At 67.8% G+C, this 22669-nt stretch carries 18 protein-coding genes and 2 pseudogenes; 6 read left to right on the top strand and 14 right to left on the bottom strand.

From position 1 onward, the window contains the following. Positions 1 to 77: 77 nt before the first annotated feature. The gene (locus tag A3CU_RS0119640; protein ID WP_027943753.1) at positions 78 to 806 is read left to right on the top strand and encodes a TetR/AcrR family transcriptional regulator; all 729 of its coding nucleotides are present in this window, start codon (positions 78 to 80) and stop codon (positions 804 to 806) included. Positions 807 to 893: 87 nt separating this feature from the next. On the opposite strand, the gene A3CU_RS0119635 is transcribed toward A3CU_RS0119640, so the two are convergent. Beyond that, positions 894 to 1442 (bottom strand): SUKH-4 family immunity protein, encoded by a 549-nt coding sequence (locus tag A3CU_RS0119635; RefSeq protein WP_027943752.1) that lies wholly within the window; start codon positions 1440 to 1442, stop codon positions 894 to 896. Between the two features lie 242 nt (positions 1443 to 1684). Between A3CU_RS0119635 and A3CU_RS51185 the strand changes: the two genes are divergently transcribed. Further along, positions 1685 to 2773: a response regulator transcription factor gene (locus A3CU_RS51185; protein WP_156960427.1), complete on the top strand. Its 1089-nt coding sequence runs from the start codon at positions 1685 to 1687 to the stop codon at positions 2771 to 2773. Here the strand turns inward: A3CU_RS51185 and A3CU_RS45575 are convergent. From A3CU_RS45575 to A3CU_RS0119610, 4 genes are all read right to left on the bottom strand, one after another. Continuing rightward, complete coding sequence (locus tag A3CU_RS45575) at positions 2654 to 6544, bottom strand: RHS repeat-associated core domain-containing protein (RefSeq protein ID WP_052371881.1); 3891 nt, start codon at positions 6542 to 6544, stop codon at positions 2654 to 2656. The genes A3CU_RS51185 and A3CU_RS45575 overlap by 120 nt on opposite strands. Continuing rightward, positions 6541 to 8040 carry a PrsW family intramembrane metalloprotease gene (locus A3CU_RS45570; RefSeq protein WP_169739659.1) on the bottom strand — a complete coding sequence of 500 codons (1500 nt, stop codon included), beginning with the start codon at positions 8038 to 8040 and terminating at the stop codon, positions 6541 to 6543. Before A3CU_RS45570 ends, A3CU_RS45575 begins: the two co-directional genes overlap by 4 nt. A 5-nt stretch (positions 8041 to 8045) precedes the next feature. Beyond that, positions 8046 to 8426, bottom strand: a complete 381-nt coding sequence (locus tag A3CU_RS45565) for a hypothetical protein (RefSeq protein WP_043841728.1) — start codon at positions 8424 to 8426, stop codon at positions 8046 to 8048. Positions 8427 to 8513: 87 nt separating this feature from the next. Further along, the gene (locus A3CU_RS0119610; RefSeq protein WP_027943751.1) at positions 8514 to 9269 is read right to left on the bottom strand and encodes a TetR/AcrR family transcriptional regulator; all 756 of its coding nucleotides are present in this window, start codon (positions 9267 to 9269) and stop codon (positions 8514 to 8516) included. Between the two features lie 91 nt (positions 9270 to 9360). Here A3CU_RS0119610 and A3CU_RS45560 point away from each other — a divergent pair, with 91 nt between their 5' ends. The 3 genes and pseudogenes from A3CU_RS45560 to A3CU_RS51180 form a co-directional block, all read left to right on the top strand. After that, positions 9361 to 10413, top strand: coding sequence for an ATP-binding cassette domain-containing protein (locus A3CU_RS45560; protein ID WP_084143397.1), 1053 nt, complete (start codon positions 9361 to 9363; stop codon positions 10411 to 10413). Further along, positions 10410 to 11234 (top strand): ABC transporter permease, encoded by an 825-nt coding sequence (locus tag A3CU_RS0119600; protein WP_027943750.1) that lies wholly within the window; start codon positions 10410 to 10412, stop codon positions 11232 to 11234. Before A3CU_RS45560 ends, A3CU_RS0119600 begins: the two co-directional genes overlap by 4 nt. A 24-nt stretch (positions 11235 to 11258) precedes the next feature. After that, a pseudogene (locus A3CU_RS51180) lies at positions 11259 to 11355 on the top strand (transposase); the annotation flags it as partial. 41 nt (positions 11356 to 11396) lie between these two features. Here the strand turns inward: A3CU_RS51180 and A3CU_RS0119595 are convergent. From A3CU_RS0119595 to A3CU_RS0119555, 8 genes and pseudogenes are all read right to left on the bottom strand, one after another. Continuing rightward, complete coding sequence (locus A3CU_RS0119595; RefSeq protein ID WP_245617210.1) at positions 11397 to 12353, bottom strand: cyclase family protein; 957 nt, start codon at positions 12351 to 12353, stop codon at positions 11397 to 11399. A 207-nt stretch (positions 12354 to 12560) separates the two neighbouring features. Continuing rightward, positions 12561 to 12703: pseudogene (locus tag A3CU_RS54570) on the bottom strand (transposase); the annotation flags it as partial. Between the two features lie 319 nt (positions 12704 to 13022). Then, the gene (locus A3CU_RS0119580) at positions 13023 to 13988 is read right to left on the bottom strand and encodes an ABC transporter substrate-binding protein (RefSeq protein ID WP_027943748.1); all 966 of its coding nucleotides are present in this window, start codon (positions 13986 to 13988) and stop codon (positions 13023 to 13025) included. A 22-nt stretch (positions 13989 to 14010) separates the two neighbouring features. Next, entirely contained in the window at positions 14011 to 15006 is a 996-nt protein-coding gene (locus A3CU_RS0119575; protein ID WP_027943747.1) for an ABC transporter permease, read from the bottom strand. Further along, complete coding sequence (locus A3CU_RS45555; protein WP_043841725.1) at positions 15003 to 16550, bottom strand: sugar ABC transporter ATP-binding protein; 1548 nt, start codon at positions 16548 to 16550, stop codon at positions 15003 to 15005. The genes A3CU_RS0119575 and A3CU_RS45555 overlap by 4 nt, the downstream gene beginning before the upstream one ends. Beyond that, on the bottom strand, positions 16540 to 17820 hold the full coding sequence (locus A3CU_RS0119565) for an L-fuconate dehydratase (RefSeq protein WP_027943811.1): 1281 nt from the start codon (positions 17818 to 17820) through the stop codon (positions 16540 to 16542). The genes A3CU_RS45555 and A3CU_RS0119565 overlap by 11 nt, the downstream gene beginning before the upstream one ends. A 76-nt stretch (positions 17821 to 17896) precedes the next feature. Then, positions 17897 to 18586 carry a FadR/GntR family transcriptional regulator gene (locus tag A3CU_RS0119560; RefSeq protein ID WP_027943746.1) on the bottom strand — a complete coding sequence of 230 codons (690 nt, stop codon included), beginning with the start codon at positions 18584 to 18586 and terminating at the stop codon, positions 17897 to 17899. Positions 18587 to 18731: 145 nt separating this feature from the next. After that, positions 18732 to 18974: a hypothetical protein gene (locus A3CU_RS0119555; protein ID WP_052371879.1), complete on the bottom strand. Its 243-nt coding sequence runs from the start codon at positions 18972 to 18974 to the stop codon at positions 18732 to 18734. A 182-nt stretch (positions 18975 to 19156) separates the two neighbouring features. Here A3CU_RS0119555 and tenA point away from each other — a divergent pair, with 182 nt between their 5' ends. After that, complete coding sequence (tenA, locus tag A3CU_RS0119550) at positions 19157 to 19813, top strand: thiaminase II (RefSeq protein ID WP_027943744.1); 657 nt, start codon at positions 19157 to 19159, stop codon at positions 19811 to 19813. Positions 19814 to 19840: 27 nt separating this feature from the next. Here the strand turns inward: tenA and A3CU_RS0119545 are convergent, their stop codons facing one another. Next, entirely contained in the window at positions 19841 to 22246 is a 2406-nt protein-coding gene (locus A3CU_RS0119545) for an HAD-IC family P-type ATPase (protein WP_052371878.1), read from the bottom strand. Between the last annotated feature and the right edge of the window lie 423 nt (positions 22247 to 22669).

Below are 22669 nucleotides of genomic sequence, written 5' to 3'. Positions count from 1 at the left end.
CACGACCGGGCTCGGCCCGGCACCCCTGGACGCACACCGAGCGAGCGCTTGGCCATCAGAGGTGCATAATTGCACCCATGCCAGGCACGAAACGCGAATCGGGGAAAACCGCCTCGAAGACCACACCTCGTTCTCGGAAGGCCACGCGAGAAGGCGGCCAGACCGAGTCGCCGACGAACCGGCGGCAGGCGCTGATCGACATCGCGGCGGAACTGTTCGCCGAGCGCGGGTTCCAGTCCACCACAGTGCGCGATATCGGGCAGGCCGCGGGTGTGCTGTCGGGCAGCCTCTACTATCATTTCAACTCGAAGGAAAATATTGTCGACGAAATCCTGTCGACGTTCCTGGACGAGTTGCTCAAGGCCAGCCGGGCGATCGTGGCCGAGAACCCGGACCCGGCCGACGCGCTGCGCGAACTGATCCGGGCGGCGTTCACCTCGATCGGCGACCACCGGGCGGCCATCACGGTGCTGCAGAACGAGCGGCGGTTCCTCACCCAGTTCGCCTGGTTCGACCACGTGTCGAAGACCGAGAACAGCGTCCGCCGGGTCTGGCTGAAGGTCCTGCAGGACGGGGTCACCAGCGGCGCCTTCCGCCCTGACCTCGACCCGAAGGTGACCTACCGGTTCGTGCGTGACTCGGTGTGGGCCGCGGTGCGCTGGTACACCCCGAAGGGCGCGCTGACCTCGGCGCAACTCGCCGATCAATACCTGACGCTCATCATGGAGGGACTCAGCGCGCCGGCCGTGAAATCGCGCACGAGCGCGGCCCGCGGCCGGTCACGCGCGCGCACCCCGGCGTCCTGATCCGGCTTCCGGTGCACCGGGGCCACTCGCCCACCGTCCACACGGGATCCTTCCCGGGTGGACACCGAACGAGTGGCCCCCGGTGCGTCACTCCCCGATTCCGGCTCCGCCCAACTGGCGGAGCGCGATGGACCACCAGTTCTCCTCGAGTTCGAACGAGAACGGGTCGATGCGCATCAAGGTGCCGCTGAGTTCTTCGAATTCTTCTTCCGCACTTGCGGGATCGGCCTCCACTCGGAGCCGATATCGCTCCAGCCGGTACAAGAATTCGACGAACTCACCGAGATTATTGTTCACGACCTCACCTCGGGGCCGGTCCCCCTGCAACTGGACCAACGTGATGAAGCCCTCGTACGCGGAGATCGAGAACCGCATCCCGGAGTCTCCGGGCGGTCCACCGACAATAACCTCGCGATGGTCTTTGCCGTCCCGCGTCGTGACATCGATGACTCTCCGGAATTCGGGTCCGCCCTGCACCTCGGTCGTGAAGAACGGCGAACTGAACCGCGGCAGTCCTACCGTCGCCAACACCTCGGCATCCGGCGCACGGAGCCGGAAACGCTCGACCTCCCCCGACGGCACGGTAACGAGGTTCGAGGAGCCGTACAGGTCCAGCATGTCCTGACGCGTGATCATTCTTCTTCTTGTACCTCGGATCGGGCTCGTCGGTGCGTTACGGAGTGCTGGGCACGATACCGCCGCCGCGCTCCGCCGCCCGGAGGTGCTCAGGTGTCACCGTGCAGGTGCCGCGCCAGGCCGGCCGGCGCCGACCGATCGTGGAGGTGGATCCCGCCTGACGTCAGGTGTAGTCCATTGGTTCCGCTCAGTGACGTAGGCAGCTCCAGTAGCATCTGTCATCGGCGTAGGAGGTGTGGCCGGTGCGTCTACTGGTAGTCGAGCCTGACATCAAGCTCCGTAATGCCATCACGGAGTCTCTCCGTGGACATGCGGTGGACGCCGTTGCCGACCTTCCGGACGCGGATCGACCGCTTGCCGAGAACTCCTACGATCTCGTCATACTCGATCTGGTCCTGCCCAGCGGTCGAGCGTTGGACTTCCTGCGGACCCGGCGGGCCGACGGATGGCTCACCCCGGCGCTGGTGCTGGCCGAGAGCAGCCGTGAGGGCCGGATCGCCGTCGAGCACGGAGCCGACGACTACCTCGTCAAACCGTTCGCCACGGCCGAACTGGTGGCGCGGATCATGGCGGTGGGCCGGCGGAGCGCGCCGGCCATCGACGTCGGCCGGCGATTCCGTGGTTCCGACGACGCTCTCCTGGGCAAGCGGTCGCCAGACATTCGAGCCCACCGGCGGCCTCCTCCGGCCCGGACCGGTGGCGGTGATGTCGACGCGACAGCGACCTTGCCCGTGACAATCTATCTGGGTGAGGAATCCGGGCACGAGCTTGTCCAGGCCGCGGTCGAGAACCTGGTACGGCTGGCGGGCGGGGAGATCGTCGGCCGCGACGATCCCGTGCTCGGGTCGTGGTTCCGGAGGATGCGAGCGAGAATGCGGCCGGCCGCCTCCCGCCTCGGCCGGGAAACCGCACTCATGGCTGCGCACGCGCTGGACTCGCGTCTCGTCCTTGCCCAGGACGCGACCGTCACGGCGACGATGATGCAGAACCTCGGACCCGTCCTGACGTCCTTGCAGTCGACCAAGGATGCGGTGATCAGGGTCGGTGCGCTGCTGATCGTGAAGGTCGAGTGGACCGTCGCCGTGCACCAACTCACCGCCGCACAACAACTCGTACTCGACCATCGTCCCCAACTGCTCACCTCGCCTCAGGACATCCTCGCCGCGCTCCGCACGGAAAACGGGCATGAAGAACTGCCGGGCAAAGCAAGGTCAGGTGCGGCCGGAGTTGATGAAACCCCGCAGCGCGCCATAGACGCGGCCACCCCATTCGCCGACGGTGCCGGCGTAGTGGCTGGTGACCTGCCCGACGGCGTTGACCGCCGCGAGTAGGGAGTTCGAGGGCGGCACGGCCGACAAGCCCTGACCGACCAGCCCGACCGCGCTGCCGAGCTGTTTGCCCTGCTCGGTGAAGGTGTTGGAGTCCTGTATCAGCCTGTTGCCGCGGTAGCTGAGCTCGTCGAGCCGCCGTTCCAGAGGCATCCGGTGCGCACCCGGATTACGGTCCGTTATGGATCGAAGCCAGCTGCGCCGGTGCTGGGGCTGGTACCGGCCGGCGTGCCTGGGCTCTGCGTACCTGTGCTTGGGCTCATACGGCGCCTTCGACAACTTCTCATGAGCCGCTGACTTGGCCCTGTGCTGACCCTTCTGGTCGGCGAAGAACGGCGTCTTGACGTCCTCATAGGACGGTTGACCACCACGCTGGGCGCACCCGTCCGGGCCTTCCGGTGTCAGCCCGAGCGGGTCGAGTTCGGCCAGCGGGTTGGCCACGTAGGCGTGCGGGTTGAGTCCCCCGTCCAGTCCCCGCGGGTCAGCAGTGAGGTACCGGCCCGTTTCCGGCTCGTAGTAGCGGAACACGTTGTAGTGCAGGCCGGTCTCGGGATCGTGGTACTGGCCCGGGAAACGCAGCGGAATGCGTGCCTGCTCGCCCGGTGGCGCCTCGCCCCACAGTGAGGTGGTGGCACGCCACCGCACGGTGCCATCGAGGTCGACCAGCTCGGTCGGGGCGCCGATCGGATCGGCCAGGACCGCGAAGCACCGCTGGCCGCCTTGCCCGTGTTCCAGCTGGACCAGCGGGCCGGCGTCGTCCGGAGCGTATTCCCAGGTGGTGACCCGGCCCGAGGAGTCGATCTGTTCGACGAGAAGCGAGCCGTCCCAGACGAAGTCGATCTGTTCGACGACCGTGCCGTCGTCGCCGAGCCGTTGCTTGGCGATGCGGCGGCCGAAGGGGTCGTAGCGGTAGCACCATCTCGTGCCATCAGGGGTGGTGACGGCCTGGAGCTGGTCGTCGGAGTTCCAGCTGAATCGCCAGGTCTCTGGCGAGTCGTCGGCTCGGTTGCGCTGTCGCAGCACGGTACGGCCCTGTGCGTCATGCTCGTAACGGATCTCACCGGCCGCGCGAATGAGCGTCCCCGAGTACTCCCGTGGTTCCTCCTCGGCGCCCGGCCATGGCCGCAAGGCGTCGACGATGTTTCCCGCGGCGTCGTAGGCGTACCGTTCCCGGCCGGCCGGACCATCCACATTGGTCACACGGTCGTCCTCGTCGAGGGTGAACTGCCGGGTTCCGAGCGCATCTTGCATCGCCAGAAGATGACCGTCGGGTCGATACCGGTAATGGCGCTGCAGGGTCGGCGCCGTCCGCCCCACGGTCTCGGAGACCAACCGGTCGGCGGCGTCCCAGGACCGCGTCAGCGTGAGGCCGCTGCTCCACCGGATGCCCGCCACGCGGCCGGCCGCATCGTGGGAGAACCACACGGTTTGGCCGGCCAGCCGCATCGCGAGAGGCCGGTCACTGGGGTCGTAGCTCCAGCCGGTCTCGGTTCCCGCCGGGGTCCGGCGGAAGACGCGCCGCCCAAGCGAGTCGTATCCATAGTGGATGGTTCGTCCGTTGACCGACTCCGCGACAACACGCCCCAGGGCATCTCGCTGGAGCCGAACGTCGGCATCCTCGTTGACGGCACGGACGAGACGTCCGGCCGCGTCATATTCGAAGTGGGTGACGCCCTCACCGGCGCGTCGCTCAACAACGCGGTCGAGTGCGTCATAGTCGAACCTGACCGTTTCGCCGGCACCGCTCGTCTGCTCGATCAGCCTTCCGGCCTCGTCGTAGCGGTATTCGAGCGTGCGCCCGTTCAAGTCGGTTTCCCCGATGACATTCCCAGCCGCGTCATAGCTGAACCGCCACGTCGCACCCGCGGGGTCAATGACCGACACCAGGCGCAGGGCGTGGTCGTACTCCGCACGCGTCCGGGCCCCGCCCGGCGTGATCTCCTCGGCCGGCAGGTCGAAGTGGGTCACCTCCGTGCGGGTCTGGCGCCCCAGCCGGTCGGTGTAGCCGACCTGGTTGCCTTCGCGGTCATAGCGCCACTGCTCGGTGGTGCCATCCGCGTGCGTATGGGAAAGCGCACGGCCGGCCACGGTCCAGCCGAAGTATTCGATGCGGCCGAGTGGGTCGATGACCGCTGCGGGCCGTCCAAAGTGGTCACGGAAATACCGGGTCGTGCGGCCGGCCGGGTCTGTGACGGCAACTGGGAGCCCGGCCGGGTCGTTGTCGATCCGGGTCTCGCCCCCGAGCGGGTCGAGCACGCCGACCAGGCGGCCATGCTCGTCGTAGCGGCGGTAAGTGGTGGCCCCTGACGGGTCCGTGCTGGTGAGGAGGTTGCCCCGCTGGTCATAGGCGCACCGCCAGATTGCGCCGTCCGGGTCGGCGAAGGCCGCCGGGAAACCGAACTGGTCGTAGGCGATCCGGACCACGCTGCCGTCCGGCCTGACCGTGCGGATTAGGTTACCGTCCACATCGTACTCATGGCGAGTCGTGCGGCCCAGCGGGTCGGTAGTGGACACGACGCGCCCGTGGCGGTCCCGTTCCCAGGTCGTGGTGCGGCCCAGTGGGTCGGTCTCGGCGATCAGCCGTCCCTGCCGGTCGAACCGGTACCCGGTGGCGGCGCCGAGCGCGTCGACGAATCGCGTGGTCCGTTCCCGGGTGTCGTAGGTGAAGGTGCCGTTGAGGAACCCGCCGGAGCCCTCGGCGGCGACACACCGGCCGCCGGAGTCGTAGTGCCACCGGTACCATTCGCCGTTCCGGTCGGTCCACCCGGTGATGCGCCCTTCGGTGTCATAGGTGAAGCGCAGCGCGGTTCCCGACTCGTTGATCACTTCGCTGAGTTGGCCGGCGTCGTAGGTGTACCTCAGTAGCGTCGTCGCCGGCCCGCGCGCGTCGCGTAGCCGCAACTCGGTGACCAATCCATTCTCGATGTCCACGTCGATGTGGTAACCGCCGGAGTGGCGTACTGCGGTCGGCGCGCCGGCGGCGTCGCGGTCCACCTCGATGGTGTTTCCGTTGCGGTCACTGATAATGGCCAGCGGCAGCACGGTTGCGGTGACCGGGCGAAAGTGCAGGGTCTGCCCGGTTTCCCCGCGGTGGATGGCGAATCCGGTGGGCGTGCGGACGAGGGGCCAGCGCGGTCCCTGCGCGGGCAGGACGGCTCCGGTGGCGGGCGGCACCGGGTAGATCAGCCGCATCCCGTCGTCGGCGACGTAGACGAGTCCGTAGCCGTCGAACTCCACGCGCTGGCTCAGCGTGTCCGCCCAGGAACGACCGAAACCGAGTCCGGAGCGGTAGGACGACAAGTGGGTGCGAGTCAGCACCAGCGGCAGCACCCCGGGTAGTTCGACATCGGTCTGGCGCAGGAGGACCTCGCCGGTGGCCACGTCCACCGGGTCGCCGGCCGTGCACCGGACAGCGGCGGGCGTGCTCGCCGCTGTCGGCACCGGGGGGCGGGCGGGGGTCACCGTGCTGGCGGCCGGCCCGGCGGTGGTCGCGGCGAGCATGGTCGTCGCGGAAACGCCGTCGCGCAACGCCGTGGCGGCGGCCCGGCCGAGGCTGATCGCGAGTTGCAGGCCGACGCCGCCGAGCGCGAGTGCGGCAACCGTGACAATCCCGATCACCGACGGTGCGCTCGGGCAGTCGCCCAGCGGCGAGGATCCACTTTGGAGAACCGCGGGACCACAAGCGGCCGAAGCCTGCGGCGGGGCAACCAGCATGAGCGCGAACAATCCGTAAGCGACGGCGGTGAAACGCCGCACCATGGCCCATCCGTTCATGCGGGCACCTCCACAAAGGACTGTTGTTGAGGAGAGAGAGCGACGGTGGCCAGCTGATGCTTCAGTTCGAGCACGCGGCGCCGGAGTACTGTTTCGTCCGGAGCGCCGGGGTCGACCTCGCTCCGGGAGCGATGCCACCGTTGCATCCCCAGGTCGAGCTGCGCGGCGTGCAATCGCGCGAGCGCCCGGTAGGCGCCCGTCCCACCGCTGCGGAACGTGCGGAACCTCAACCACCACCGCATCCCGGGGCGCAACAACAGCGACACCTCGGCCGGCGTGACCGCGCCGAAACCGGTGTTCGCCTCCGCGGCCAACTCGACCCGCAACGCCGCCAACTGGTCACGCAGACCTCGCCGGAGCAACAGCACGTACATCACCACGAAAGGTCCAAACAGGACGATCATGCCGAGCGGTTGCAGAACCAACACGGACACGTAGTCGTTCGGGGAGCCGAACCACTCCGCGCTCAGTGTTGTGTAGACGCGGGTACCGGCGTCGAAGGTGAAGTGCCCCCCGATGGCGGCAACGAGTGCGCACGCGACCGGCAACCACCGCCGGCGCGGGTCGCCAAGCTGCCGCACCACCCCGAAACCGGCCCCCACGAGCGCGGTGAAGGCCACGTGCGTTCCCATCAGGCCGACGTACTGGCGGGCCCAGTACTGGCTCGCACCGCCCGCGGTGGTGGCGAGGTAATCCACCGTTTCGGCCAGATTGAAGCCGAGGCCGACGGCCGCGCCGACGACGATGCCCGACACCACATTGTCGAAGTGGCGACGGCAGAGAAGGTACACGATGGCCACACCGGCGCCCTTTCCCAGCTCTTCGCCTACGCCGGCGCTGAGGAACCCGGCGCTCATCACGTCGTGCTGCGTCTCCTGGGTCGCCTTGATCAGGCCCTGGAAGTTGTCGAGGCCCACGTCGATCGCATCGGTGACCCGGTGCAGGAGAAACCGGTTGACCGTGTCACCGGTCCACACGTTCATCAAGCCGCCGAAGCCGAAGGCGATGAGCGCTCCCCAGCCGAACCCGAACAGCGCGATCCGGAAAGGCATCCGCCGATGGCGTTGCATCCGGTGCACGGTCCACAGCCCGAATGCCGTGGTCGGCAGGCACAGCAGGAGCAGCGGAACGTGGCCGAACATCGAATTGACGGGATACACGCAGAACGGCGAAACGAGCACGGCCGCGATCGCCAGGTGGAAGAACCGCGCACGCCTGACCCGCTCGCCGGGATCTCGCGAGGTGCGCACGCGCCCGACAGCGAGCGGGACGAGGACCGCGAGCACGACGATCCAACTGGTCACGAGCCACCAGAAGGCCACCGACAGGGCCGGGAGGAGGGACATGGTCCCGTTGAGCGACGTGCCCGCGGGATCGACTTTCGGACTGGCCAGGTTGATCAGCACCTGCACGGCCATGGCCGCGGACAGCAAGACGGCGATCAGCATCACCCACCGCGTCCTCCGGTCGGTGCGCGGCGCTACCTGGTGCGACATGGTCATCACCGTGCTCCGGGTTCGGTCGTCGCCGTCGGGCCGAATCCGCCGGGAAGACTCGGCAGGCTGGGCAGATTGGGCAGGCTCGGCAGATTGGGCAGGTGCGGCAGGCTGGGCGGCATGGGCGGACCCGACGGCAGGCCGCGCGTGGGAAGGTTCGGCGGGCTCGGCATGCCGGGAACCTGCGGCAACTGCCCGGTGTAGTCCGGGGTGACAGCGAAGTCGAGGATCGCGCCGATGATGACGAACACCACGCCGATCACCCCGCAAACCGCCAGATACCTGACATGCGGCCGGCGCTCGTAGGCACGCTGGGCCGGCGCATCCCGCCCGTTCCCGGCTGCCGGTCCGGCCTGCCCGCGGCGGGCCTGCGGTGGGTCCGTCATGCCGCCTCACCTCCCCGTATCACGCTGCGGCCAAGGTACAAGGAAGCGCTTACAAACGCCTTACACTCGGGGAGGCGGTGAAGGTGATCAGCGGTCGAGGCGGGCTTGGATGCCGTCGAGGACGGTTTCGAGGCCGAAGCCCAGAATGTGCTCGGGGTTGTGCGCGGCGTCGAACTTGGCGCCGACGGAGCTGCCGACTCGGTCGGACAGGACCAGTTCGTCGTCGTCCATGACCTGACCGAGAACTGGGGAAACGACGTTCCACCATTCGGCGTCGGTCATGCCCGAGTCCTTCTGCGTCTGCAAGGTGCCCCGGTGGGCACGGGCGGTGCTTTCCACGAGGTTGAGCACGAGGGTCAGGGAAGCGTCCATCTCGACGTCGGAGAGGCCGATGTCGTCGAGAGGGCGGAGTTCGGTTTCGTATTTCCGGCTGGTGTTCGGTCCCAGAACGGGCCGGGACATCCGCAAGTCGAGCAGCCATGGGTGCCGTACATAAAGGTCCCAGTTGCGTCCGGCGACGAATCGCATTCCGTCGCGCCAGTCGCCGGCGTTCTTGGCGGCCTCGACGTCGTTGTCATAGAGCTCGGCGTAGACCGTATCGAGCATCAGCGCTGTCAGGTCTTCCTTGCCAGGCACGTAGTTGTACAGAGACATCGTGCTCACGCCGAGACGTTCGGCGACCTTGCGCATCGACGCGGCGTCGAGCCCATCGGCGTCGGCGATCTCGACGCCGGCCCGCACGATCGCGGGGACCGTGAGGCCGGACCGCCCGGGGCTGGGGTGGTGACCCCACAGCAGATAGATGCTGCGCACCGCGTCGGGGGCCGGTGAACGTCGCGCCACAGTCCATGCGTCCTTTCGGAGGCTTGCGATCTCCTGTAGTCTACTGGCGCGTGTTATGTACACTGTACAGTACGATGTACTGGAGGGGCGTATGCCAAAGTTTGAGACAGACGTGGCCATCGAGGCAAGGGGAGTGCGTAAGCGGTATCGCTCGGCGAGCCCGACCGGCCGGCCGGCGCTGGACGGGTTGGAACTGAAGGTGACTCGTGGGAGCGTGCACGGGCTGCTCGGCCCGAACGGCGCCGGTAAGACCACCGCCGTGCGCATCATGGTGACCCTTCTCGACCACGACGAGGGCGAGGTGCGGGTCGCCGGATACGACGTGCGGCGGCAGGCACGCCAGGTTCGCCGGCGGATCGGGCTGGTCGGCCAGTACGCGGCGGTCGACGAGGACCTCTCGGGCCGGCAGAACCTGGTGATGTTCGGGCGCCTGTGCAAGCTCTCGCCGCGCGCGGCCAGGCGCCGGGCCGACGAACTACTGGAACGCTTCGGCCTGGCCGAGGCCGGAGCCAAGCAGGTCAAGGCCTACTCCGGCGGTATGCGTCGCCGGATCGATCTGGCCGCGAGCCTGATCGTCGCACCGGAGATCCTCTTCGTCGACGAACCGACCGTCGGGCTCGACCCCACCGGCCGGCGGGACGTCTGGGACGCGATCCGCAACCTGGTACGCGGCGGCACCACGGTGCTGCTCACCACCCAGTACCTGGAAGAAGCCGATCAGCTCGCCGATCGCATCTCGCTGCTCGCCCGAGGTCGCGTGGTGGCGGGCGGAACACCGGCCGAACTCAAGGCGCGGGTCGGCGACGACTGGTTCGAGATAACCCCGCGCGCCGCGGCCGATCTTCCCCGCCTGGAAGACATTCTCGGTCCCCTGGCCAGCGGCGAGATCACCACCGGCACTGGCCGGGCCCGGGTACCGGTCCTCGACCGCACCAGGTCCCTGTTCGGTATCACGGCGGCCTTGCGGGACGCCGGCGTCACCGTCGACGACTTCGTCATCCGCACGCCCACCCTCGACGAGGTCTTCACCCAACTCACCGGTGCCGCCGCGACGGAGCGCACGAGTGACCCGCTCGTGCCGCTTTTCGACAGTAACGGGTCATCCACGAACCTGACCGACAACCCTGTGGGAGAGCCTTCATGACGACTTTCGCCACGACCCCCGATCGCCCGGCTGATCGGCTTCGCTGGGCGCTGGCCGACATCTGGACGATCACCCTGCGCGACCTCCAGCGCTGGCGCAACAACCCAGGGGTCAAGATCTTCGGCTGGCTCTTCCCCGTGCTGACGATGGCGATGTTCACCGGCCTCCTCGGCGGCGCGATCGGCGCGGCGACCGGAGCCCGATACGTCGACTTCGTCATGCCCGGAGCCTTCGCGATGGCGATGGTCTTCGGTCTCGAAGGGACCATGATGACCACCCACTCCGACGCGGCCAAGGGGGTGACCGACCGGTTCCGGTCGCTGCCGATGAGCGGGATCGCGGTCGTCGCCGGCCGGTGCGCGGCCGACATGATCGATTCTCTGGTCTCGTTGATCGTGATTGTGAGCGCCGGGCTGGTGTTCGGCTGGCGGTCCGACGCCTCCGCTGCCGGGATCGCCGCCGCGTTCGCGCTGCTGCTCCTGCTGCGGTTCGCGATGCTCTGGATCGGGGTGTTCATCGGCCTGAAGGCCACCAGCCCCGGAGCAGTCACCTCGGTCCAGGTCGCGATCTGGCCGGTGCTACTTCTCTCCAGCGCGCTTATCGACACCTCGACCATGCCGCGCTGGCTGGGCACCATCGCCGAGGCCAACCCGCTGTCGGCCACGGCCACCGCGGCCCGCGAACTTCTCCACAATCCGGTCTTCCCAGGCGGGTCGTGGTTCGCCGAGAACGCCCTGCTGCTCGCCGTGGCCTGGCCGGCCGTGCTCGTGGCGATCTTCCTGCCCCTGTCGGTGTTCGCCTACCGCCACCGCCGTCAATGACCCAACCCGCCCGTCACGGCGTGGAAGCATCCCCGCCGCGCGTTGGTGGACGCGATCCTCCATGTGGTGCGTACCGGATGGGCGTGGCGGCAACTGCCGGCCGACTTCCCGCCCTGGCAGGCCGATCGACTCGCAGCCGGTGAAGGGTGCCGAGCCCCGCGGTCAGAATGTGGCGATCGGGTTGACCGGGCTGCCGGACGTTCCGGCGAAGCGGACCGGCGCGACCGCGAGGTGGAAGTCCCACTGGCCGAGTTCGGCAGCCGTCGTCGCGCACATCTCCAGGTCACAGTTGTCGAGCAGCCACAAACCCATCGCAACGAGGCCCACGGCGTGAACCGGCATCAACACGTCTTCGTACCCCGACGGCTGAACGTCGGAGGGGGTGTCAGCGCCGATCAGCGCGACCTCCCGTTCATGCAGCCACGGCAGGCAGGACGCGTGCCAACCGGCCTGCATGAAACCGCCGGCCGCGCCGGCCTCGTGCCGGACGCGGCCATAGCCGGTCCGCAGGAGGACCGCATCGCCGGATCGCACCCGCACACCCTGGCGACGCTCGGCCTCCTCGAGATCGTCGGGAAACACCCCCTGCCCCGGTTCCAGCCACGGCACCTCGCGGACGCTGGCAATGTCCAGCAGAACACCACGCGTGATGATCCCGTTCGCCGCCGCCGTGACGGCTGCCCACGCCGATCCCGTTGCGGCGTCGACCAACGAGTGCGACCGCCCGTTGTACATCGTGCCGTCCCAGAAGATGTGGCACGGCGAGTCGACGTGGGTGAGGGTGTTGCCGTGGAACGTGATGCCGAGCCGCTCGGACGAATAGCCCCAGCGCCGGTCGGCGCGGAATCCGGGCAGCGGCATGTCCTCGGCACCCGGCATGTCGGCGGCGCACGGGCACGTCGTCGTCGACCGCTCCATGTCTTCCGGTACGGCGACCTCCCATGCGCACGACACGCTCCTGCCGTGGCGCACGGCCCGCGCCGCCGCCAGCCGGACGTCGTCGGTGATGTGGTTCAGAGTGCCGAGCTCGTCGTCATCGCCCCACCGTCCCCAGTTCGACAGCGTGTTGAAGTACCCGAGCACGTCGTCCTGTGTGGGCATCGGTCGCCCTGCCGTCATCCCAGCATCGACTCCTCCGGTCGTCACGCGGTTCGCGGCACCAAGGCGCGCTGAACTGGCATGACACCAGACCAGCGGGCCAGCAGTCGGCCGGTCAGGAGGTACGGTACGGCACACCTGTAGTGCTGTGGCACCTGTAGCCGCCGTTGATATTGCGTGCGAGGTACTGCCGGTGCAGTTACAGAGTGATGAAGTGCGCAGGTGGGTGTCCAACAGGACCGGCTTGGCACCATCGCGGTCCTGCCTGCCGGCGGAGAGGACAACGACAGTGACCAGCAGCCCGAGGGTGTCGGTCACGATGAACCGCTTGCACCGTTGATCTTCTTGCCGGCGTCGTAGCCGCGGGCCTCACGCCCGACAGCGTCCGAAAACCCGAACCAAGAACACACGCGCCCGAACCCAGAACTCGGACGCCCGAACCCAGAACTCGGACACGTGAACCGAGAACTCGGACACCTGAACCGGGGACACACGCGCCTGAACCGGGAACTCGGACACCTGAGTCGGGGACACGCCGGGTCTCGGCGTGTCCCCGGTTCAGGACAATGAGTTCCCGGTTCAGGACGGTGAATTCCCGGTTCGGGACGGTGAATTCCCGGTTCAGGACGGTGAATTCCCGGTTCGGGAAGATGGGTTCCCGGTTGGGGTGGGTGAGGTCCGGGTTGGGGGCTAGTGGTAGAGCGCCGCCTGGATCTTCGGGTCGTTGATGTTCGTCTTGTCGTACCAGTAGTAGGCGGTGTCGATGCGCTTGGGCAGCTGTTCGCCGTTGATGGCCTTCAGCGCGGCGTCGATGAGCTGCCTGCCCATGTCGACCGGGTCCTGGGTGATGGCCCCGACCTCGGTGCCGTCGTTGATGGCGTCGAGCTGGCCTTGACCGGAGTCGAACCCGACGACCGTGACGTCTTTCCGGCCGCTTTCCTGCACGCCCTTGATGACACCGATCGCCGAGCCCTCGTTCGACGCGTAGATCGCCTTGAGGTCCGGGTTGGACTCGATGATCGACTTCGTGATGTTCGCCGACTCCAGTTGGTCCCCGCCGCCGTACTGGGGCGGCAGGACGGTGATGCCCGGGGCGTTCTGGTGCATCCAGTCCAGGAACCCGTCGCGACGGTCCTTTCCGGACAGACTGGTCTGGTCGTGCACCACCAGCGCGACCTTGCCCTGCCCGCCGATCTGCTCGGCGAGGTGCTTGGCCGCCTCGGCCGCGGCGGCCTTGTTGTCCGTGGCCACCGTGGTCACCGGGATGTCACTGTCCACACCGGAGTCGAACGCGATCACCGGGATGTTCTGCGACTTCGCCTGCTGCAGCAGCGGTGCGGCCGCTCGCGAGTCGAGTGCCGCGAACCCGAGCGCCTTCGGGGACTTGGCCAGTTCGTTGGTGAGCATGTTGAGCTGCGGCTCGACGTCCTGTTCTGTGGCCGGGCCGACGAAGGTCGTCCGAGCGCCCTTTGCGGCGGCTTCCTCCTCGGCGCCCTTCTTCACGGCCTGCCAGAACTGGTGCTGGAAGCCCTTCGACACGATGGCGATGAGCGGCCCGTTGCCGCCGGCGGACGAGCCGCCGCCTTGACCACACGCCGACAGGCTCAGCGCCAGCGCCGCGGCGGCGACCGCCGCGACGCTCCTCCGAATCCTCATTACCAGATCTCCCTTGTTCTGGTTACGCTTCCTTTTTCCGGATGCGGTCGGTGTAGACCGCCAGCAATATCACGCACCCCAGGATGACGTTCTGCCATTCCTGCGGGATCGACATGATCTGCAGACCGTTGTTGAGCACCGAGATGATCAGTGCGCCGATCAGCGTGCCGACGATCGAGCCCTTACCACCGGACAGCGAGGTCCCGCCGATCACGACCGCCGCGATCGCCTGCAACTCGTAGCCCATGCCGGTGGCCGGCTGCGCCGAGCCCAGCCGCGCGGAGATCATCACCCCGGCCAGCCCGGTGAACAGGCCGGCGAGCGCGTAGATCGCGATCTTCCACTTCCGCACGCTGATGCCCGACAGCGCGGTCGCTTCCTCGTTGCTGCCGATCGAGTAGGTGTACCTGCCGAGCACGGTCTTCGTCAGCACGATGCCCGCGATGAGCGCGACCACCAGGAGGACCAGCACCGCGTTCGGGACCTCCGGGATCAGGTTCCCGATCGACAGGTCGGTGTAGCCGGGCACGTCGGTGAAGTAGATCGGCGTGCTGTTGGACAGCACGAGCGCCAGCCCCTGGGCGACGAGCATCATCGCCAGGGTCGCGATGAACGGCGGGATCCGCAGCACCGCCACGTTGATCCCGTTGACCAGTCCGATGAGTCCGCCGAACAGGATCGTCAGCGGCAGACCGAGAGCCAGGGGCAGGCCCAGCTTCACCATGAGCACGCCGGCCATGACCGCGCACAGCGCCATCCCGGTCCCGATGGACAGGTCGATCCCCGCCGTGATGATGACGAACGTGGTGCCGACCGCGAGCGTGCCGATCACCACGGTGGAGAACAGGATCGAGATGAAGTTGCCGTAGGAGAAGAAAAACGGGCTGACGATCGAGAAGAACGCGTAGATCACGATCAGGCTGCCGAACGCCAGCAACTGCTGGAGCCTGCTCTTGATCATGGCCGCCGGGCCGCTCGCTCGTTGCTGCTCCCCCTCCGGAGCCTTGACCGTTGTCATTGCTGCCCTGCCTTCTGTTCCGGGTCACCGACGGCGACGTCGGTCGCGTAGCGCATGATTCGCTCCTGGGTGGCCTCTGCGGCGTCGAGCACTTTAGTCACCCGGCCCTCGCTCATCACCACGACGCGGTGCGACATCCGCAGGATCTCCGGCAGCTCCGAGGAAATCATGATGATCGACTTACCCTGCTCGGCCAGTTCGCCGAGCAACTGGTAGATCTCCTCTTTGGCGCCGACATCGATGCCACGCGTGGGCTCGTCGAAGATGAGGATGTCGCAGTCCTTGACCAGCCATTTGGCGATGACGACCTTCTGCTGGTTGCCGCCGGAGAGGTTCTTCGTGGTCTGGTCCACCGAGGGCGTCTTGATCTTCAGGCTACTGGTGTGACGCTCGGCCTGGGCCCGTAGCGAACCGTCGCGGACGAATCCGGCCTTGGTGAACTTCTCCCGCAACGCGCTGAGCGCGATGTTGGCCTTGACATCCTGTTCCAGCAACAGCCCGAAGCGCTTGCGATCCTCGGACAGATAGCCGATGCCGAGCCTGGCCGCGTCCGCGGGAGTGGAGATGCGGACTTCCTTGCCACGCAGGCTGATCAGGCCGGCCTCGATCTTGTCGGCGCCCACCAGCGCCCTGGCGACCTCCGTCCGGCCCGCGCCCATGAGCCCGGCGAACCCGAGGATCTCCCCGTGCTGGAGATCGAACGACACGTCTTTGAGCAACGCTTTCGTCGTCAGGCCGCGGACGCTCAGAACCACGTCGCGGTCGCCGCGTACGCCTTCGGGCCGGGCTTCGGTGTCGATCGCGCGGCCGACCATGCGCGCGATGATGTCCGGCGTGCTCGCCGACGCGACCTCGAGCGTGTCGATGTACTCGCCGTCCCGGATCACGGTCACCCGGTCCGCGATCCGCCTGATCTCCTCCATCCGGTGCGAGATGTAGATGGCTCCCGTACCGGGCCGCACGAACCGGCGGATCAGCTCGTGCAGCGTTTCGACCTCGGCGTCGTTGAGCGCCGCGGTCGGCTCGTCCATGATCAGCACACGTGGCTCGTGCGACAGCGCCTTGGCGATCTCCACCATCTGCTGTGCGGCGACGGTGAGGTCACCGACGATCGCCCGCGGGTCGAGCGGCAGGTGCAGCCGGTCGAGCAGTTCGGCGGCGTCGGCGTTGAGCTTGCGCTCGTCGAGGAGCAGCCTGGCGCGGCGCGGTTCACGGCCGATGAAGATGTTCTGCGCGACCGTCAGGTGCGGCACCAGGTTGAACTCCTGGTGGATGATGCTGATGCCGAGTTCCAGCGCGTGGCGCGGGTTGCCCGGCTCGTACGGCCGGCCCTCGAGCTGGAAACTCCCGGCGTCGGCGGTGTAGATACCGGACAGGAGTTTCATCAGCGTGGACTTGCCCGCGCCGTTCTCGCCGACCAGCGCCAGAACCTCGCCGGAGCGCAGCTCCAGTCGCATGTTGTGCAGCGCGCGCACGCCGGGAAAGGACTTTTCCACGCCGTCGGCAGCGAGCAGCGGTTCCGTCATCGTGGCCTCACGTGTCATGCGCATACTCCACAATGGAGGTTCGGAGCATCTCTGTGCCCGCGCCCGGCGACTTCGGCGGGAAGTACCGTCCATCGTGGACATCCACCGGGGTGACGAAGTGCTCGTGCAGATGGTCGACGAATTCGATCACGCGGCCGGAGATCGTGCCGGAAACCGCCACATAGTCGAACATCGCCAGGTGCTGCACCGCCTCGCACAGCCCGACACCACCCGCGTGCGGGCACACCGGAACGCCGAACTTGGCCGCCAGCAACAGGATCGCGATGTTCTCGTTGATGCCGGCCACCCGGGTGGCATCGAGTTGGAGCACCGACAACGCATCGGCCTGCAGGAACTGCTTGAACAGCACCCGGTTAGCCACGTGTTCCCCGGTGGCCACCGGAATCGGCGCGACGGCCTTCGCGATGGCGGCGTGGCCCAGCACGTCGTCCGGGCTCGTCGGTTCCTCGATCCATGCGATGTCGAACGAGCGCAGCGCGTCCATCCACCGGATGGCGTCGGCGACGTCCCAGCGCTGGTTGGCGTCGACCGCGATGCGGACGTCGGGACCACAGACCTTCCGCGCGATGGCCAGGCGGCGTCGGTCGTCGTCGAGGTTCGCCCCCACCTTGAGTTTGATCTGTCCGAACCCGTCGGCGACCGCTTCCCGGCACAACCGCGCCAGCTTCTCGTCGTCATAGCCGAGCCAGCCGGGGGTGGTCGTGTAGGCGGGGTAGCCTTCGCGCAGCAGAAGCGCCTCCCGCTCGGCGCGGCCGGCCTGGGCCCTGCGCAGGATTTCCAGGGCCTCTTCGCGGGTGAGCGCGTCGGTCAGATAGCGGAAATCGACCAGGTCGACGATCTCTTCCGGGCTCAGCGAGGCGAGCACCTGCCACAGCGGCCGGCCTTCGCGTTTGGCTCGCAGGTCCCACAGTGCCGTGACCACGGCACCGATCGCCATGTGCATGATCCCCTTCTCCGGCCCCAGCCACCGGAGCTGCGAGTCATGCACGAGATCCCGCCACAGCCCGCCGAGGTCCGCCAGGGTTTTCTCGACGTCCCGGCCGACGATGTGCCCCTGGAGCGCATCGAGCGCGGCGACCTGCACATCGTTGCCACGACCGATCGTGAACACGAACCCGTGGCCTTCCAGCCCGTCCCCGGCGTCCGTGAGCACCCGCACGTAGGCCGCCGAGTAGTCCGGATCCGGGTTCATGGCATCGGACCCGTCCAAGGTTTGCGAGGTCGGAAAGCGGACGTCGTGCGTCTCCAGAGCGACGATGCTAGCCAAACCCACTCCCTGTACGGTCCAGGCCATGTTCACGGAGAACATAGACATCCGATGTCTGCATCGTCAAGACTTTGGGCTAGGCCGGGGGCTGATCCACGAGTGCCCGGCGGAGCCACTGCTCGACGCCGGCGATGTGCACTGTAGCCCACGCACGCGCGACCTCGGCCTCGCGCGCCGCGAGGGCCTGCTGGATCGCGCGGTGCTCGGCCAGCGTCCGTTCCGGCACGCCCTCCTCGGTGATGCCCCGCCAGGTCCGCGCGCGCTGGGTCCGGCCGGAGAAGCTTTCCACCAGCGACGACAACACGGCATTACCCGAACCCACGGCGATACGCCGGTGGAACTCGAGGTCGTTGTCCACCAACTCCTCGACCGACGGATCGTCCCCGATCGAGTCGAGCAGGACCGCGAGCCCTTCGATGTCCTCATCGGGCATCGCGGTCGCGGCCAGCGCGGTCGCCGCCGGCTCGATGATGCGGCGGACTTCGAAAACCTGCAGCACGCTGTCATCACGATGGAAATCCACCATGAATCCCATCGCGTCCAGCAGCAGGGACGGCTCCAGGCTCGTCACGTATGTCCCGTCACCCTGCCTGACATCCAGCACCCGGACAAGTGCCAGCGCGCGGACGGCCTCCCGCAACGAGTTGCGTGACAGGCCGAGCCTCGCGGCCAGTTCGACCTCGCGTGGCAGGCGGTCACCCGGCCGCAGTTCCCCGTCCACGATCATCTGCTTGATCGCCTCGATGGCATCATCGGTCACAGACATCGGCTCACACCCCTCGTCGCACCACGGCCGGCTCCAGCCTCCACCTAACCCACGTACCATACATCGGATCTTTGCCCGGGTCGGTCTGTCGATCGGCCGGTTCTCGGTTCCCTCACGATTTCGCCACCCGAGACCTGTCACGCGGTCACGGGTTCCGATCGTCGGTTGACGGCTCGAAAACCCGGTTGGCGCTGTCGGCGAGGGTCTCGCGGCGGGCGGCGAGATCGGCCATGAGTTCGTCGATCAGTTCTACGGCCACGCCTGGACGTCCGGCGCGCAATTGGGCGAGCACCTGCTGCCCTTGCGCGCGCAATGCGTCCGGCCACTGCTGCCACGGCGAGTCCGCGATGGCCGTACTCTGGCCGCCGACGTCGTCACGGCGGTCCATGACAATCGCCTCCTCCAACGGAATCCGGTCGACGGATTCCCATCCCGGAGTCTGTCACGGGATTCACCCCGATGCTGTTCTCTCCCGGAGTTCAGCCGCCGCTGCGCTGGGTATCACGGAGGGTAGGAACGCGAGAACCGGTCGCGACAGGCATTCCGGGACGCAGAGGGGTTGCAGCTGAAATGACTGGATTGAGCGAACGGCTACGCGCCGCCGCGGAAGAGATCTGGCATGCGCAACACGACCACCCATTCGTGCGCGGGATCGGCGAGGGCACGCTCGATGGTGCCCGGTTCCGATTCTGGCTCCGGCAGGACTACCTGTTCCTGATCGAGTACGCGCGCCTGCTCGCACTGGCCAGCGCCAAGGCCCCCGACCTCGACACGATGACACGGTTCGCGGGCCTCCTGCACACCACGCTGCACGAGGAGATGGCGCTACACCGGTCCTACTCGGCCGACCTCGGCATCGCCCTGCCGGACCTGGAACGAGAACGGCCGGCGCCCACCACCCGCGGCTACACCGACTTCCTCCTCCGCACCGCCGCCATTGGCGATTTCGTCGAACTGCTTTCCGCGCTGCTGCCCTGCATGTGGGGCTTCAACGAAATCGGTCTCGCGCTCGCCGAGCGTGGCTCGCCCGATCACGTGGGCTACGCGCGCTGGATCGAGATGTACTCCTCCTCCGACTTCACCGCACTCGTCGACTGGTTACGCGAACTGACCGACCGACTCGGGGCAGGACTGCCGGCGGCCACCGAGCAACGGCTGCGTGAGACCTTCCTGACCAGCAGCCGCTACGAACTCGCTTTCTGGGAGACGGCGTGGAGCCGCTCGTGAAAGCGATATCGAACAAACAGACGGCTATTAATCAACCGCCCCAGCCGGGGACACAGCGCGTCGGCGGAGGCGGCTGATCCACCGGCTGATCTCGATCAGCACGATGCCGGCGGCGGCGCAGGCGAGGGCGCTGAGCGTGTCGCCGGTGTTGGTGGGATCGAGCAGGAACAGTTCGCGGGTGACCGGCAGGACGAACATCAGGGCCGAGAGAGCGGTCATGCCGGCGACCAGGCCGACCTTCCACCAGCTGTCGGGGCGGGCGACGATCCCCAGCACCCACAGGGCCACCGTGATCAGGGTGATCAGCGCGGAGGTGCTGGCCTGCTCCTGACCGACCGGGTCGCCAGGGCCGGGATGGACCAGCAGGTACGAGGTGAAGCAGGCGGCGGCGATCACCACGCCGGAGGGCGCGGCCAGCCGCAGGACGCGGCCGACGAAGCCGGGGCGGGCACGGTCGGTGTTGGGCGCCAGGGAGAGGATGAAGGCGGGCAGGCCGATGGTGAACCAGCCGGTGATGGTGACGTGCCGGGGCAGGAACGGGTAGGGCAGCGAGTCGAAGCCGATCAGGCCGGTAACGCCGACCACCAGGGCCAGCAGCACGGAGTACACGGTCTTGGTGAGGAACAGGGTGGCGACCCGTTCGATGTTGCCGATCACCCGCCGGCCCTCGGCCACGACGTGCGGCAGGGTGGAAAAGGCGTTGTCCAGCAACACGATCTGGGCCACCGAGCGGGCGGCGGGGCTGCCCGAGCCCATGGCCACGCCGATGTCGGCGTCCTTGAGCGCGAGCACGTCGTTGACCCCGTCCCCGGTCATCGCCACGGTGTGACCGCGCGACTGCAGTGCGGTGACCATCGACCGCTTCTGCGCGGGGGTGACCCGCCCGAACACCGCGCCCTTGTCCACGGCAGCGGCGAGGTGCTCGCCGTCCTCGGGCAGGGTGCGGGCATCCACCGGGGTGCCGGCACCGGGCAGTTCCAGGGAGCTCGCGACCACACCGACCGAGACGGCGTTGTCGCCGGAAATCACCTTCACCGCCACCTGCTGGCTGGCGAAGTACCCCAGGGTGGCTTGCGCGTCGTCGCGGACCTTCTGCTCCAGCACCACCAGCGCCACCGGGGTCACCGCGCCCGGAGCACCCGGCGCGTCCGGCGCGTCGAGTGGCTGACCGGCGCGGCCCAGCAGCAACACCCGCAACCCGCCCGCGGCGAGCCGCTCTGCCTCGGCCCGCTCCACGACACCATCGGGAAGAAGGACATCGGGAGCGCCGAGCACCCAGTTGCCCTGCCCGGCGAAGCGAGCGCCGCTCCACTTCCGGGCCGACGAGAACGGCACCACGGCCTCCGCCCGCCAGCCCGAGTCCTCCGGGTACGCGGCGGCGATCGCCTGCAGGCTGGCGTTCGGGCGCGGATCACAGGCGGCGAGCGCGGCCAGCGCGACGCCCGGTGCGGTGTCGCCGTTGCCCAGCGGGTGGAGGGCGGCCAGCCGCAGGGCGTTCTCGGTCAGGGTGCCGGTCTTGTCCGCACAGACCACATCGACCCTGGCCAGGCCCTCGATCGCGGGCAGTTCGTTGACCAGGCACTGCCGTCGACCGAGCCGGATCACGCCGACCGCGAACGCGATCGAGGTCATCAGGATCAGCCCTTCGGGCACCATCGGTACCAGCGCGGCGACCATGCCGCGCAACGCGTCGGGCAGGGCCTGGTGGCCGGAGAACTGGTTGACAATCGACAGCACCCCGGCTGGGACCAGCAGGTAGGTGATCACCTTAAGGATCGTGTTGATCCCGTTACGCAGCTCGGAGTCGACCAGGGTGAACCTGCTGGCCTCTTCCGCCAGCCGCGCCGCGTACGCCTCCCGGCCCACCTTGGTGGCCCGGTAGGCCCCGGAACCGGCGACCACGAAACTGCCCGACATGACCGGATCCCCGGGCACCTTCATGACCGGATCGGACTCGCCGGTCAGCAGCGACTCGTCCACCTCCAGCGCCCCCGCCGCCAGCACCTGCCCGTCGACGACGATCTGATCTCCCGGGCCCATCTCGATCACGTCGTCGGCCACGATCTCGTTCGGCGCCAGCTCCGCGGCCCGGCCGTCGCGGCGCACCCGGGGCCGCGCCTGTCCGACGATCGCCAACCGATCCAGCGTCCGCTTCGCCCGCAGCTCCTGCACGATCCCGACGATGCTGTTGGCCACGATCAGCACCGCGAACAACCCGTCCAGCAGGTAGCCGGTGGAGAACACGATCACCGCCAGCACCGCGAAGATCGCGTTGATCCGGGTGAACACGTTCGACCGCACGATCTCCCACGCGCTGCGGCTCGCCCGCGCCGGCACGTCGTTGGTGCGGCCCTCGGCCACGCGCTCGGCGACCTCGGCCGCGCTCAGTCCCCTCTCGACGGTCACGGCGAGCAGTCGTTCATCCCCGGTCATGGCCCCGACGATACGCACATTCCGGACAGCCGACTCAGCCGGCCGAGGGCATCGGGGCGCCGGCCGCGTATTCCCGAGAGATCACAAACGACGGCTGGCACACCAGCCCAAGCAGGGCGACATGGTTAAATCATTCGGCTGAAAGGCCACAGACGGTACCAGCGACCGAACTTTTCCCGCTGCTGTTTCAGGGCAGGCTGTAGTCCTGCCCTGAAACAGTGGTTCGCTAAGACGGGGACGACGCTTCAGCAGCAGAGGCCGAGAGGTGTCGCCGCGCTGTGCGACGAAGAGCCGGAGACCGATGGTGCGGTCGCGGCCGATGCCACTGGAGTCCCGGCCAGGGCGAGCGTGATCAACATGACGGCTGAGGCGAGACCCCTGGTCACCTTGCGGCTGGTTTTCACCGATGATCCTCCTTCGGCT

The sequence above is a fragment of the Amycolatopsis taiwanensis DSM 45107 genome, from assembly GCF_000519205.1.
GTDB lineage: Bacteria > Actinomycetota > Actinomycetes > Mycobacteriales > Pseudonocardiaceae > Amycolatopsis_E > Amycolatopsis_E taiwanensis.
The sequence above is the reverse complement of the archived record's forward strand: the minus strand, read 5'-3'. Positions and strand labels throughout refer to the sequence as shown.

Bases quoted from the DNA above. Each gene is read 5' to 3' on its own strand.
- tenA (WP_027943744.1), top strand. From the start codon at position 19,157: ATGACTGGATTGAGCGAACGGCTACGCGCCGCCGCGGAAGAGATCTGG.
- A3CU_RS0119595 (WP_245617210.1), bottom strand. From the start codon at position 12,353: ATGACGGCAGGGCGACCGATGCCCACACAGGACGACGTGCTCGGGTAC.
- A3CU_RS0119640 (WP_027943753.1), top strand. From the start codon at position 78: ATGCCAGGCACGAAACGCGAATCGGGGAAAACCGCCTCGAAGACCACA.
- A3CU_RS0119560 (WP_027943746.1), bottom strand. From the start codon at position 18,586: ATGTCTGTGACCGATGATGCCATCGAGGCGATCAAGCAGATGATCGTG.
- A3CU_RS0119635 (WP_027943752.1), bottom strand. From the start codon at position 1,442: ATGATCACGCGTCAGGACATGCTGGACCTGTACGGCTCCTCGAACCTC.
- A3CU_RS0119575 (WP_027943747.1), bottom strand. From the start codon at position 15,006: ATGACAACGGTCAAGGCTCCGGAGGGGGAGCAGCAACGAGCGAGCGGC.
- A3CU_RS0119555 (WP_052371879.1), bottom strand. From the start codon at position 18,974: ATGGACCGCCGTGACGACGTCGGCGGCCAGAGTACGGCCATCGCGGAC.
- A3CU_RS45565 (WP_043841728.1), bottom strand. From the start codon at position 8,426: ATGACGGACCCACCGCAGGCCCGCCGCGGGCAGGCCGGACCGGCAGCC.
- A3CU_RS0119580 (WP_027943748.1), bottom strand. From the start codon at position 13,988: ATGAGGATTCGGAGGAGCGTCGCGGCGGTCGCCGCCGCGGCGCTGGCG.
- A3CU_RS45560 (WP_084143397.1), top strand. From the start codon at position 9,361: ATGCCAAAGTTTGAGACAGACGTGGCCATCGAGGCAAGGGGAGTGCGT.
- A3CU_RS45570 (WP_169739659.1), bottom strand. From the start codon at position 8,040: ATGTCGCACCAGGTAGCGCCGCGCACCGACCGGAGGACGCGGTGGGTG.
- A3CU_RS45555 (WP_043841725.1), bottom strand. From the start codon at position 16,550: ATGACACGTGAGGCCACGATGACGGAACCGCTGCTCGCTGCCGACGGC.
- A3CU_RS0119545 (WP_052371878.1), bottom strand. From the start codon at position 22,246: ATGACCGGGGATGAACGACTGCTCGCCGTGACCGTCGAGAGGGGACTG.
- A3CU_RS0119600 (WP_027943750.1), top strand. From the start codon at position 10,410: ATGACGACTTTCGCCACGACCCCCGATCGCCCGGCTGATCGGCTTCGC.
- A3CU_RS45575 (WP_052371881.1), bottom strand. From the start codon at position 6,544: ATGAACGGATGGGCCATGGTGCGGCGTTTCACCGCCGTCGCTTACGGA.